The sequence below is a fragment of the Actinomycetospora sp. genome (assembly GCF_036497585.1).
Classification (GTDB): Bacteria; Actinomycetota; Actinomycetes; order Mycobacteriales; family Pseudonocardiaceae; genus Actinomycetospora.
Genome location: NZ_DASXJD010000196.1, coordinates 66,491 through 78,516, shown reverse-complemented (window position 1 = coordinate 78,516; position 12,026 = coordinate 66,491). Strand labels below are relative to the sequence as shown.

General features: G+C 73.5%; 10 protein-coding genes. 3 read left to right on the top strand and 7 right to left on the bottom strand.

The genetic code is table 11. From position 1 onward, the window contains the following. Positions 1-251: 251 nt before the first annotated feature. Complete coding sequence (locus VGH76_RS19065; RefSeq protein WP_331558292.1) at positions 252-1,121, bottom strand: tRNA (adenine-N1)-methyltransferase; 870 nt, start codon at positions 1,119-1,121, stop codon at positions 252-254. 156 nt (positions 1,122-1,277) lie between these two features. Continuing rightward, on the bottom strand, positions 1,278-1,733 hold the full coding sequence (locus tag VGH76_RS19060) for a hypothetical protein (protein ID WP_331558284.1): 456 nt from the start codon (positions 1,731-1,733) through the stop codon (positions 1,278-1,280). A 282-nt stretch (positions 1,734-2,015) separates the two neighbouring features. On the opposite strand from VGH76_RS19060, the gene VGH76_RS19055 reads away from it, so the two are divergent. Together VGH76_RS19055 and VGH76_RS19050 are read left to right on the top strand one after the other, a co-directional pair. Continuing rightward, positions 2,016-2,939 carry a RecB family exonuclease gene (locus VGH76_RS19055; protein WP_331558283.1) on the top strand — a complete coding sequence of 308 codons (924 nt, stop codon included), beginning with the start codon at positions 2,016-2,018 and terminating at the stop codon, positions 2,937-2,939. Next, positions 2,936-3,775 (top strand): thioesterase family protein, encoded by an 840-nt coding sequence (locus VGH76_RS19050; protein WP_331558282.1) that lies wholly within the window; start codon positions 2,936-2,938, stop codon positions 3,773-3,775. The genes VGH76_RS19055 and VGH76_RS19050 overlap by 4 nt, the downstream gene beginning before the upstream one ends. 25 nt (positions 3,776-3,800) lie before the next feature. Here VGH76_RS19050 and hisG read toward each other — a convergent pair whose 3' ends face one another. From hisG to metH, 4 genes are all read right to left on the bottom strand, one after another. After that, the gene (gene hisG, locus VGH76_RS19045) at positions 3,801-4,784 is read right to left on the bottom strand and encodes an ATP phosphoribosyltransferase (protein WP_331558281.1); all 984 of its coding nucleotides are present in this window, start codon (positions 4,782-4,784) and stop codon (positions 3,801-3,803) included. 61 nt (positions 4,785-4,845) lie between these two features. Beyond that, positions 4,846-5,109 carry a phosphoribosyl-ATP diphosphatase gene (locus tag VGH76_RS19040; protein WP_331558280.1) on the bottom strand — a complete coding sequence of 88 codons (264 nt, stop codon included), beginning with the start codon at positions 5,107-5,109 and terminating at the stop codon, positions 4,846-4,848. A gap of 122 nt (positions 5,110-5,231) precedes the next feature. After that, a complete protein-coding gene (locus VGH76_RS19035; RefSeq protein WP_331558279.1) occupies positions 5,232-5,909 on the bottom strand; it encodes an HAD family phosphatase in 678 nt (225 codons plus the stop codon). Next, positions 5,906-9,463, bottom strand: a complete 3,558-nt coding sequence (metH, locus tag VGH76_RS19030) for a methionine synthase (protein ID WP_331558278.1) — start codon at positions 9,461-9,463, stop codon at positions 5,906-5,908. Before metH ends, VGH76_RS19035 begins: the two co-directional genes overlap by 4 nt. A 126-nt stretch (positions 9,464-9,589) precedes the next feature. On the opposite strand from metH, the gene VGH76_RS19025 reads away from it, so the two are divergent. Further along, entirely contained in the window at positions 9,590-10,459 is an 870-nt protein-coding gene (locus VGH76_RS19025; RefSeq protein ID WP_331558291.1) for a PAC2 family protein, read from the top strand. Positions 10,460-10,535: 76 nt separating this feature from the next. On the opposite strand, the gene eccB is transcribed toward VGH76_RS19025, so the two are convergent. Beyond that, positions 10,536-12,014 (bottom strand): type VII secretion protein EccB, encoded by a 1,479-nt coding sequence (gene eccB / locus VGH76_RS19020; protein WP_331558277.1) that lies wholly within the window; start codon positions 12,012-12,014, stop codon positions 10,536-10,538. Positions 12,015-12,026: the final 12 nt, after the last annotated feature.

Here is a 12,026-nt window from a genome sequence, read left to right as displayed (position 1 = left end):
TCGAGGAATCGCACCTGTGCCGCCATGTCCGCCGCGCCTCGGTCGCGGCCCTGGTCGGATCGGCCCCTGGGGTCGTCGTTCATGCTCACGGCGCCCTCCTCCCGCTACTCCGTGGCGTCACCGTACCCGTGAACACGGGTGTCCGTGGAGTAGCGAGCCGGTGACGGACTTCTCGCGCCACGTACTTGCGCGAGGTCACGCGGGGTGGTTCTTACCTGTCAAGATGATCACTGACGGTGTCTGACCAGTCGCTATCCACGGCTCGGCCGCCGCTGCACCCGGGGCGGCACGACCCCGTCCGCGAGTCGCCGAGCGGTCACCAGGAACGCGGTGTGGGCGATCATCCGGTGCTCCGGGCGCACCGCGAGCCCGACGCTGTGCCAGGGACGCACCAGCGACTCCCACGCCTGCGGCTCGGTCCAGCAGGCCTGCTCGCGCAGCGCCTCGGTGAGCGTCGAGAGCTGGGTGGTGGTGGCGACGTAGCCGACCAGGACGCCGCCGGGCACGAGCAGGCGGCGCACCGTCGGGAGGACGTCCCACGGGGAGACCATGTCGAGGACGATGCGGTCGTACTCGCCGTCGGCGTCCGCGACGTCGCCGAGGCGCAGGGTCCAGTTGGACGGGTGCTCGCCGAGGAACCGCGCGACGTTGCGCTCGGCGTGGTCCAGGTGGTCGTCGCGGATCTCGTAGGAGGTGACGGTGCCCTCCGGCCCGACCGCGCGCAGCAGGCTCAGCGTCAGCGCCCCGGACCCTGCCCCGGCCTCGAGCACCCGCGCCCCCGGGAAGACGTCGCCCCAGGTGACGATCTGGGCGGCGTCCTTGGGGTAGATCACCTGCGCCCCGCGCGGCATCGCGAGCACGTAGTCCGGCAGGAGCGGCCGCAGCGCCAGGTAGGGGGTGTTGGCCGCGGAGTGGACGACGCTGCCCTCGGGCGCCCCGATGAGCTTGTCGTGGGCGATCGCGCCGCGGTGGGTGTGGTAGGTCTGCCCGGGCTCGAGGACGAGGCTGAAGTGGCGGCCCTTGGGGTCGGTCAACTGCACGCGGTCGCCCGGGAGGAACGGTCCGCTGCGGGCGGGGCCGCGGGGGACGTCGTCGTGGTCGGCGGGGTCGGCGGCCGCCACCGGATCGTCGGCCGCCACGGGGGTCTCGGCGGCCTCGTCGGCCGCCTCGGGGTCGTCGGCCGCCACCGCGTCGGCCGCGTCCTGGGGGCCGGTCACCTCGTCCTGCACGGCGGGCCAGCCTAGGCGGAGGGTGCCTGCACCCTGGGCGCCCGGTCCTCAGGGGTCTGTCGCAGCATGATCGACTTGTCGGGAGCGACACGCGCAAGATGCCCCCGCGACGAGGCCCGAGGACGTCGCCGCGGTGAGTACCGTCGCCGGCTTCTTCGTCACGGCCACCCCGTCGACGATCACCCGATCGACCGGGTCCGCAGCACGCCGGACGATGCGGACGCCCGGCCTCCGCCGCGGGCGGCTCCCGTGCGGGACCGCCACCTGGATCTCGGCCGGTGCGACGTCGATGATCCGCCACCAGTACGCCCCACTCCGTCCGACGAGCGTCGCCTCGTCGCCCAGCGAGAGCATCGCCGCCCGAATCCGGGACCGAGGGGTGACCGGGTGGTCCGCGGCCCGCAGCACACCGCTGAGGTCCCGCAACAACTGGCCGGCCCGCACCCGACCGGCGATCGCTGCCGGGGTGAGACCGGCGTCCTCCGCCTGCCGCACGCTGAGCATGCCGTCCTGGGCCCGGAGCAGGGCCCGGAGTCGTTCCTCACGACGATCGTCCTTCACCCGGGTTGGACGCGGCCAGATGCCCCGCGGCTCCTCCGCAAGTCAAGATCTGATCTTCGGTCGCGGGTCGGGTCAGATCGTGCGCGTGTCGCTCCCGAGAAGTGGATCGCCTCCCGCGGGAGGGACGGCAAGGCGGTCGAGCCCGCCGAGCGGACCCGGACCGCCGGACCCCGTCCTCCGCGGAACACCACGTGGCTGTCGGGGGGTCGTCGTAGCGTCCCGGACATGATCGACGCCGACCGCGCCCCGGCCGAGCAGCAGCTCGCGGTGCCGCTCCCCCGCCCGGCCCCGGAGGAGCCGCGCCCGGTCACCCCGCGCCGGCTCGACGAGGAGCGCCCGCGCCGTCGGCCCGCCCTCTCGCCCTCCCGCGCCGCGGACTTCAAGCAGTGCCCGCTGCTCTACCGGTTCCGGGTGGTCGACCGGCTGCCCGAGCAGCGCTCGCCCGCCCAGGTGCGCGGGATCGTCGTGCACGCCGTTCTGGAGCGCCTCTTCGGGCTGCCTGCCGCGCAGCGGGTCCCGGCCCGGGCCCACGCGCTGCTCGCCGAAGTCGCCGCCGAGCTCACCGGGGAGGACCGGGCGCTGCTCGACCGCGCCGACGCCGCCCGGCTCGTCGACGCCTACTTCGCCATGGAGGACCCGAGGAGGCTCCCCCCGGAGGCCTGCGAGGTGTTCCTGGAGGCGGAACTGGATTCCGGGGTGGGGCTGCGCGGCTACGTCGACCGGCTCGACGTCGGAGCCGGGGGCGAGCTGCGCATCGTCGACTACAAGACCGGCTCCGCACCCCGGGCGGTGTTCGAGGCCCGGGCGCTCTTCCAGCTGAAGTTCTACGCGCTCGTGCTCCTGCGCAGTCGAGGGGTGCTGGCCGACCAGCTGCGCCTGATGTACCTCGGGGACGGGGAGAGCCTGAGCCTGCGCCCCGGCCACGAGGAGCTGGCGCGCTTCGAGCGGACCCTCGTGGCGCTGTGGCAGGCGGTGCTGCGCGCGGCGCCCACCGGCGACTTCCGCCCGAACCCCGGCCGGATGTGCGCCTGGTGCTCCCACCAGGCCGCATGCCCGGCGTTCGGTGGCACCCCGCCGGACTACCCGGGCTGGCCCGACCCCGCCCCGGATGATCACGGGGACGATCAGGAGCAGACTGCGGCCCCGTGAGCTCCCCCGCGCCCGAGCCGTACTTCCGCATCGTGGACGAGGACACCCACCGGGAGGGCACCATCAGCCGCGTCGAGGCCTCCGGGTCGACGGCGGGTCCCTGGTTCCCCGACGCCCAGCACATGGGCCCGCCGAGCGCCCTGCTGGTCCGGGCGCTCGAGCGGGAGTCCGGGCGCGACGACGTCCGCCTGGCCCGGGTCACGGTGGAGGTGCTCGGCAAGGTGCCGGTGGGCGCCCTGGAGCTGCGCTCCCGGGTCGCCCGCGCCGGCCGCACCATCGAGCTCGTCACCGCGGAGCTCGCCTCGCCCGACCCGGCCTCGGGAACGCCGCGGGCGGTGGCGCGGGCGACCGGCTGGTTCCACGGGGTGGTCGACACGGCGGGCGTGGCCACCGTCCCCGGCACGACCATGTCGGCCCTCCCCGATCGGGAGCAGGGCCGACCGCGCGCCCTCCCCGACGGCTGGCTGCCCGGCTACCTCACCTCGGTCGACTGGCGCTGGCTCGACGGCGGGCTCGACGAGCTCGGACCGGGCCGCGCCTGGGGGCGGGTGCTCACGCAGGTGGTGGCGGGCGAGGAGCCGTCACCGACCCAGCGCCTCGCCGCCGTCGCCGACTCCACCAACGGCGCGGCCTCCCGCCTCGACCTGCGGCAGTGGCTCTTCGTCAACACCGATCTGACGCTGCACCTCCACCGCGCCCCGCAGGGCGAGTGGACGGGGCTCGACGCCGACAGCGTGCTCGGCCCCGAGGGCACCGGGACCGCGTACTCGGTGCTGCACGACGAGGCGGGCCCCGTCGGGCGGGCCGCGCAGGCCCTCACCGTCCGCCCGCGCTAGGCCCCCGCTGGACCCGGGGCCCGACTCAGCGCCCGCCCACGCCCAACCGGCTGGTGCCCGCGTCGGACGACGACGGCGCCTCGGCCGGCGGCGGCGTCGCGCCCGGGATCGAGCTGACCCCGCCGTGCCCGGGGAGCACCGCCCGGCACGACTGCAGCGACGCGGTGACGATGCCGGTGCAGCCCAGGTCGGCCAGCTCGTCCATGACGTCGTTGACCCGAGTGCGCCGCACCATCGCCCGCACCGCGACCCAGCCGTCGAGCGAGAGCGGCGCGACTGTCGGCGCCTGCACGCCAGGCGTCACGCGGACGGCGTCCTCCTGCACCGCCTCCGGGCAGTCGTAGTCGAGCATCACGTACTGGCGGGCGAACACGACGCCGCGCAGCCGCTCGACGAACCGGTACTTGGCCTTGAGGATGTCGTCCGGATCGGGCTGCTGGTCGAACTTCGCGTTGCGATCGACCACCACGGCCTGCGAGGCGAGGATCGGCTCGCCGATGGTCTCCAGGCCGTGCTGGGCGAGCGTGCGACCGGTGGAGACGACGTCGGCGATGGCGTCGGCCACCTCGAGCTCGATCGAGACCTCGACGGCCCCGTCGAGCCGGATGACGTCCTTGGCGGCGATCCGCTGCTGGGCCAGGTTGGCCCGGACGAGCCGCGGGAACGACGTGGCGATCCGCTTGCCGGCGAGGTCCTGGATGCTCCAGGCGTTCCCCACCGGGGCGGCGTAGCGGAACTGGGACTGACCGAAGCCGAGCTCGAGCACCTCGTTGACCGAGGCCGAGGACTCCTCGGTGAGGTCGTGCCCGGTGATGCCGAGGTGCAGCTGGCCCTCGGAGACGTAGGTCGCGATGTCCTTGGGCCGCAGGTAGAAGAACTGCACCCCGTTCGCCTCGTCGGTCAGGGACAGGTCGCGGTTGTCCGACCGTTGCCGGTAGCCGGCGTCGCGCAGCATGCGCGACGCCTCGTCGGCGAGGGATCCCTTGTTCGGGACGGCGACGCGGAGCATGGCTGTCTCTCCTGGCGGGCGCGATCAAGCTCGCGCCCGTGGTGTCACGGGGCGGGCAGGGTCAGAGGTACTTGTAGACGTCCTCGAGCGAGAGGCCACGTCCGAGCATGATCACCTGGGTGCGGTAGAGCAGCTGGGAGATCTCCTCCGCCAGCTTGTCGTCGGTCTCGTGCTCGGCGGCCAGCCACACCTCACCAGCCTCCTCGAGCACCTTCTTGCCCTGTGCGTGCACACCGTCATCGAGCGCGGCGACCGTGCCCGATCCCGCCGGCCGCTCCCGTGCCTTGGTGCTGAGCTCCTCGAAAAGCCCCTCGAACGTCTTCACGTCACATGATGGTCGCACCACCGGTGTGGAATGCGCTCGCCGTTCGGGTCCTCGCAAGGCAAGCGGTCGGCGACGGTCGGTAGGCGCAACGCGCTCGGCGGCACAGCGCTGGGCCGGACGGGCTAATGCACCCCGGCGGCCAGGAGCGACCGCAGCTCGCCGACCCCGAGACCGTCGAGGGTGCCGCGAAAGGTGCGCCGCTCTCCGGGCGGGACCTCGACCCCGGCGGGCACCACGAGCACGGTGGCGCCGGCCCCCTCGGCCGCCGTCGCACCCGCCGACGAGTCCTCGACCGCGACGCAGCGCGCCGGCTCGACGCCGAGCAGGTCCGCGGCCCGCAGGTACGGCGCGGGATCGGGCTTGGTGGCCGCCACCTCGTCCCCGCAGACCGTCACGTCGAAGAAGCCCCGCCCGAGGGTGTCCAGCGCGACCTCGGTGAGCTCGCGGTAGGTGCTGGTCACCAGCGCGGTGCGCAGCCCGGCCTCGCGGACGACCTCGAGGGCCTCCCGCGCACCGGGACGCCACGGCAGCCCCTCGCTGAAGAGCGCGAACGTGCGGTCCAGGAGCCACCGCCCGTCGCGGGCCACGCCCGCCTCGTCCTCGGGATCGCGGATCCCGAGCTCGCGGCGCACCGTCACCACCGTGTTGCGCAGGCTGGAGCCGGTGAGCTCGTCCCGGGTCGCGGCCGAGAGCTCGCCGCCCAGGTCGGCGGCGAGCTCGGCCATCGAGATCGACCAGAGACCCTCCGAGTCGACCAGCGTGCCGTCCATGTCCCACAGGACGGCGGCCAACCGGCTCATGCGTTGAAGTACTTCGCCTCCGGGTGGTGCACGACCATCGCGTCGGTGGACTGCTCCGGGTGGAGCTGGTCCTCGTCGGAGAGCTCGACGCCGATGCGGCTCGGGTCGAGCAGCTCGACGATCTTCTCCCGGTCCTCGACGTTCGGGCAGGCCCCGTAGCCCAGGGAGTAGCGCGCGCCGCGGTACCCGAGCTTGAAGTACTCGTGGACGTCGGCCGGGTCCTGGTCGGCCATCGTCGAGCCGTCCGCGAAGGTCAGCTCCTCGCGGACGCGGCGGTGCCAGTACTCGGCCAGCGCCTCGGTGAGCTGCACGCCCAGGCCGTGGACCTCGAGGTAGTCGCGGTAGGAGTTCTTCGCGAAGAGCTCGTTGGCGAAGTCCGCGATCGGCTGGCCCATCGTGACGAGGTTCATCGGCATGACGTCGACGCCGCCGAGCTCGCGGGCCTCGTCGCGGGTCCGGAAGAAGTCCGCGAGGCACAGGCGCCGGTCACGCTTCTGGCGCGGGAACGAGAAGCGGTGCAGCTCGTTCGCGTCCGGCTTGGCCTCGTCGAGCACGACGACGTCCTGGCCCTCGGAGATCACCGGAAAGTAGCCGGCGACGACCGCGGCGTGGGCGAGGATGCCCTCGGACTGCAGCCGGTCGAGCCAGTAGCGCAGCCGCGGCCGGCCCTCGGTCTCGACGAGCTCCTCGTAGCTCGGCCCGTCGTCGCCCTTGGAGCCGCGTAGGCCCCACTGCCCGAAGAACGTCGCGCGCTCGTCGAGCAGCGCGGCGAAGTCGGCCAGCCGGATGCCGCGGACCACGCGGGTGCCCCAGAACGGCGGCGCCGGGACCTCGATGCGGCGGGCGACGTCGGAGATGGCGTCGGGGTCGTACGAGGGGTTCTCGCCGCCGGCCTCGGCCTCGCGCTTGGCCTTGATGCGCTCGGAGCGCTCCCGGCGCTCCTTGCGCTCGGCGGCCTTCTCCTTCTCCTCCTCCGACGGGCCCTCCCCGGTCATGACCGAGTCCATGAGCCGCAGGCCCTCGAACGCGTCCTTCGCGTACCGGACGTCGCCCCGGTAGAGCTCGCCGAGGTCGTTCTCGACGTAGGAGCGGGTCAGCGCCGCGCCACCGAGCAGCACCGGGTACTTGTCGGCGACGCCGCGGTCGTTCATCTCCTGCAGGTTGTCCTTCATGACCACGGTGGACTTCACCAGCAGCCCGGACATCCCGATCGCGTCGACCTTGTTCTCGTCGGCCGCCTCGAGGATGGCGTTGATCGGCTGCTTGATGCCGATGTTGACCACGTCGTAGCCGTTGTTGGACAGGATGATGTCGACGAGGTTCTTGCCGATGTCGTGGACGTCGCCCTTGACCGTCGCCAGCAGGATCTTGCCCTTGCCGGAGTTGTCGGTCGCCTCCATGTGCGGCTCGAGGTGGGCCACGGCGGCCTTCATGACCTCGGCCGAGGCGAGCACGAACGGCAGCTGCATCTTGCCGGCCCCGAAGAGCTCGCCGACGGTCTTCATCCCGCCCAGCAGGTCGGTGTTGATGATCTCGAGCGGGTCCTTCTCCTGCATGCCGGCGTCGAGGTCCTCCTCGAGGCCGTTGCGGTTGCCGTCGACGATGCGCTGCGCGAGGCGCTCGAACAGCGGCATGGCTGCGAGCTCCTCGGCGCGCTGGTCCTTCGACGACTGCGCCGACACGCCCTCGAAGAGGTTCATGAAGTGCTGCAGCGGGTCCGGGGTGTCCCGGTCCTCGTGGCGCCGGTCGTAGACGAGGTCGAGGGCGGCGTCGCGCTGCTCGTCGTCGATCTGCGACATCGGCAGAATCTTCGATGCGTTGAGGATCGCGGTGTCGAGGCCCGCGTCGACGCACTCGGAGAGGAATACCGAGTTCAGCACCTGGCGCGCGGCCGGGTTCAGGCCGAAAGAGATGTTCGACAGGCCGAGGGTGGTCTGGACCTCGGGGTAGCGCTCCTTGAGCTGCTTGATCGCGTTGATCGTCTCGATGCCGTCCTTGCGGACCTCCTCCTGGCCGGTGGAGATCGGGAAGGTCAGGCAATCGATGATGATGTCCTCGACCCGCATGCCCCAGTTCTCGGTGAGGTCCTCGATCAGCCGGAAGGCCACACGGGTCTTCCACTCCGCGGTGCGGGCCTGGCCCTCCTCGTCGATGCAGAGCCCGACGACGGCGGCGCCGTGCTCCTTCGCGATCCGCATGATCTTCTGGAACCGGGAGTCCGGGCCGTCGCCGTCCTCGTAGTTCACCGAGTTGATCGCGGAGCGGCCGCCGAGCTGCTCGAGGCCGGTCTGCAGCACCTCGGGCTCGGTGGAGTCGAGTACCACGGGCAGCGTGGAGGCGGTCGACACGTCGTGGGCGAGGCGGTCCATGTCCGCCACGCCGTCACGCCCGACGTAGTCGATGCAGAGGTCCATCCAGTGGGCGCCCTCGCGGGTCTGCGCCTTCGCGATGTCCACGCACTTCTCGTAGTCGTCCTCGACCATGGCCTCGCGGAACGCCTTGGAGCCGTTGGCGTTCGAACGCTCGCCGATCATGAGGAGGCCGACGTCCTGGCGGAACGGCACCGACTGGTACATCGAGGAGATGCCGGGCTCGGGCTGCGGGTTGCGCTCCGCCGGCGTCAGGTCGCGGCACTTCTCCACGAGCGCGCGCACGTGCTCGTTGGTGGTGCCGCAGCAGCCGCCGACGAGCTGCAGGCCGTAGTCGGTGATGAAGGAGGCGCAGTAGTCCGCGAGCTCGTCGGGCTGCAGCGGGTACTCGGGCCCGTTCGGGCCGAGCTCGGGCAGGCCGGCGTTGGGCATGACCGTCACCGGGATGCGCGACTGCCGGGAGAGGGCGCGCAGGTGCTCGCTCATCTCGGCCGGGCCGGTGGCGCAGTTCAGGCCGATGCCGTCGATGCCGAGCGGCTCCAGCGCCGTCAGGGCCGCCGTGATCTCGGAGCCGACCAGCATGGTGCCGGTGAGCTCGACGGTGACGTGGCAGATGACGGGGACACGGCGCCCGTACTGCTCCATGGCCCGGTAGGCGCCGAGGATGGCGGCCTTGGACTGGAGCAGGTCCTGGCAGGTCTCGACGAGGATCGCGTCGGCGCCGCCCTCGAGCTGGCCCAGCACGGACTCGACGTACGCGTCGCGCAGCTTCGCGAACGGAGCGTGCCCCAGGGTCGGCAGCTTCGTCCCCGGGCCGTTGGACCCGAACACGAAGCGCGGACGCTCCGGGGTGGAGTACTCGTCGGCGGCCTGCCGGGCGATCTTGGTGCCCTCGAGCGACAGCTCGCGGATGCGGTCCGCGATGTCGTACTCGTTGAGGTTCGGCCAGTTGGTGCCGAAGGTGTTGGTCTCGATGACGTCGGCGCCGGCGTCGAGGTGTCCGTGGTGGACGGCGAGCACGGCGTCCGGACGCGAGACGTTGAGGATCTCGTTGCAGCCCTCGAGGTCCTGGAAGTCCTCGAGAGTGAGATCCTGGTCCTGCAACGCGGTGCCCATGGCACCGTCGCCGATGAGGACACGCTCGTGGAGTGCGGTCAGGAACGGTGACTCACTCTCGGTTGCCATCACACGATCGTAACGTGACCGGCGCGGTCAACCGGTTCTCCTGCGAGCCTCGTCACGACCCGTAAGCTGGCGCAGGTGTCCGACTCCGATCACCTCGAACCCCCGCGCGAGCTGTCCGATCCGGTCATGCTCTGCGCGTTCGAGGGCTGGAACGACGCCGGCGACGCGGCCAGCACGGCCGTCGAGCACCTCGCGCTGAACTGGGACGCGATCGAGCTGGGCGCGATCGACCCCGAGGACTACTACGACTTCCAGGTCTCGCGCCCGACGGTCCGGCTCGTCGACGGGATCAGCCGCGCCATCGACTGGCCGACCACCCGCTTCACGCTGTGCCGCCCCCCGGGCTCCGAGCGCGACCTCGTCCTCGTCCGGGGCATCGAACCGAACATGCGCTGGCGATCGTTCGTCGCGGAGATCATCACCAAGGCCGAGGAGCTCGGCATCACCACGGTGATCACCCTCGGCGCGCTGCTCGCCGACACCCCGCACACCCGCCCGGTGCCGGTCACCGGGTCGTCGTTCGACAAGGCCTCGGCGGCCCGCTACGGCCTCTCGCGCTCCCGCTACCAGGGCCCCACCGGGATCACCGGGGTGCTGCAGGACGCGTGCGTGCAGGCCGGCATCCCGGCGATCTCGTTCTGGGCCGCGGTCCCGCATTACGTGTCCCAGCCGCCGGCGCCGAAGGCGACGATCGCGCTGCTGCAGCGCGTCGAGGAGGTCCTCGACGTCGAGGTGCCGCTGGGCGGGCTGCCCGACCAGGCCGAGAAGTGGGAGCGCACGGTCTCGGAGATGGCCGACGAGGACGACGAGGTCCGCGAGTACGTCAAGGCCCTCGAGGAGGCCGGGGACGCCGAGAGCGACCTCACCGAGGCCAGCGGCGAGGAGATCGCCGCCGACTTCGAGCGCTACCTGCGCCGGCGCGACCCGGGCGGTGGCCCCGGGGGCACCGGCGGCGTCGCGGGCGGCCCGAACCTCGGCGGTCCCTGGGAGCGCTGAGCGGCCGGGTGTGCGAACGGCGCCGTCCTGGCGTCCGACGCCAGGATCGTGCCGTTCCTGGCACGAAGGAGCCGGGTCACCGCAGCGTGCGCGCCGCGTCCAGGTCGAGGGCGGGCCCGCGCGGGAGCAACCCGACGACGCTGCGCGGCGCCGGCCGCGGCGCGCCGAGCCCGAGCGCGGTCGCCGCGCGCACGTCGGCGACGGGGAACACCCGCCCGACCGGGTCGACGACGACGCCGCGGCCCGGGTCCGGGGCCTCGCCCGGCCCGACCGGCACGACGTAGGCGCCCGCCCCCGCGATCCGCACGGCGTCGACCGCCCGCGGGCCGGGGATCGTCGGGTCCGAGGCCGGCGTCGGCGGCACCGGGGTGGGCAGCGTCCCCGCGACGGTGAGGGCCGTGCCGCTGCCCGGCGCCGCCGACGGCCGGGCGCACACCACCGGCGCGTCGGCCACGCCCAGGAGCCTCGGGAAGGCCCGGGGGTAGGCGCCGAGGTCGACCCCGACGGCGCGGGGCACCCGGTCGAGCGCCGCCGCGGGGACCGTGGCGATGCCCGGGTCGGCGCCCGGGGTCGGGTCGGCGAACCGGACGAGCTGCGCGACGACCGCCGGGACGTCCTGCACGCCGCGGTCGAGCACGAGGACGAACCGCTGCCCCGGTCCCACCGTCGCCACCGACCCCACGGGGAGGCCGAGGGCCCGCGTCTCCTGGTCGCCGGGCGGGAGCCCGACCCCGGGCACCCGCGGCGGGACGAGCGGGGCGCCGACCGGGAGCGTGCCCAGCAGCGCCGTCCCCGCCGCGCGGGCGGGTTCACCGGCGATCCCGAGGGCGCGCACCACCGCCCCCTGCGTCGGGTCGAGCGCCGCCCGGTGCCCGTCGGCGACCAGCCACGTCACCCCGTCGTCGCCGCGCGCCAGCACCGCCTGCTCGCCCGCGAGCGGCCGGCCGAGCCCGGGGAAGCCGCCCAGCACCGCCGTCGCGCGGCGGCCGGCGTCGGGGTCCCCCGGCGGGCGCACGGCGTCGCAGACCGCCCAGGCGTCGGCCGAGACCGGAGCGTCGCGGTCCGGGAGCTCGGCCGGCGCGCCGGCCAGGCCGGCCGGCGCGGTGCGCGGGGCGCCGGCGAGCACGTCGTCGCGGACGGGGGTGGGGTCGAGGGAGCCGCCTCCCGACGACGGGTCGGTCCGCGACGGGTCCACCCCGGCGGCGAGCAGGCGGGCCGAGGCGAGGTCGGTCGTCGGCACCAGGCGGTCCGGACCGTGGGCGACGACGTAGAGGGTGGCCGACGGTGTGCCGCGCACGATCGCGGCGGCGCGCCAGTCGGTGTCGCCCCGGACCAGCCCGACGACCGCGGCGGCGCCGAGGGCGAGCGCCCCGAGCAGCGCCCCGACGACGAGGGCCCGACGACGGGTCCGGCCGGGGTCGCCGCCCGTGGGGTCGGCGTGCGGGTCGCGCCCGACGAGCGCGGACTCCAGGCGCCGGGCGACGACCCGGTGGGCGTGCACCCGGGACGGTGTGGGCGGGGCGGTACGGGTCCCGCCGGCGCTGTGCCCGCCCATCCCCCGCACCCG

Bases quoted from the DNA above. Each gene is read 5' to 3' on its own strand.
- VGH76_RS19035 (WP_331558279.1), bottom strand. From the start codon at position 5,909: ATGAGCCGGTTGGCCGCCGTCCTGTGGGACATGGACGGCACGCTGGTC.
- metH (WP_331558278.1), bottom strand. From the start codon at position 9,463: ATGGCAACCGAGAGTGAGTCACCGTTCCTGACCGCACTCCACGAGCGT.
- VGH76_RS19055 (WP_331558283.1), top strand. From the start codon at position 2,016: ATGATCGACGCCGACCGCGCCCCGGCCGAGCAGCAGCTCGCGGTGCCG.
- hisG (WP_331558281.1), bottom strand. From the start codon at position 4,784: ATGCTCCGCGTCGCCGTCCCGAACAAGGGATCCCTCGCCGACGAGGCG.
- VGH76_RS19060 (WP_331558284.1), bottom strand. From the start codon at position 1,733: ATGCTCAGCGTGCGGCAGGCGGAGGACGCCGGTCTCACCCCGGCAGCG.
- VGH76_RS19025 (WP_331558291.1), top strand. From the start codon at position 9,590: ATGCTCTGCGCGTTCGAGGGCTGGAACGACGCCGGCGACGCGGCCAGC.
- eccB (WP_331558277.1), bottom strand. From the start codon at position 12,014: ATGGGCGGGCACAGCGCCGGCGGGACCCGTACCGCCCCGCCCACACCG.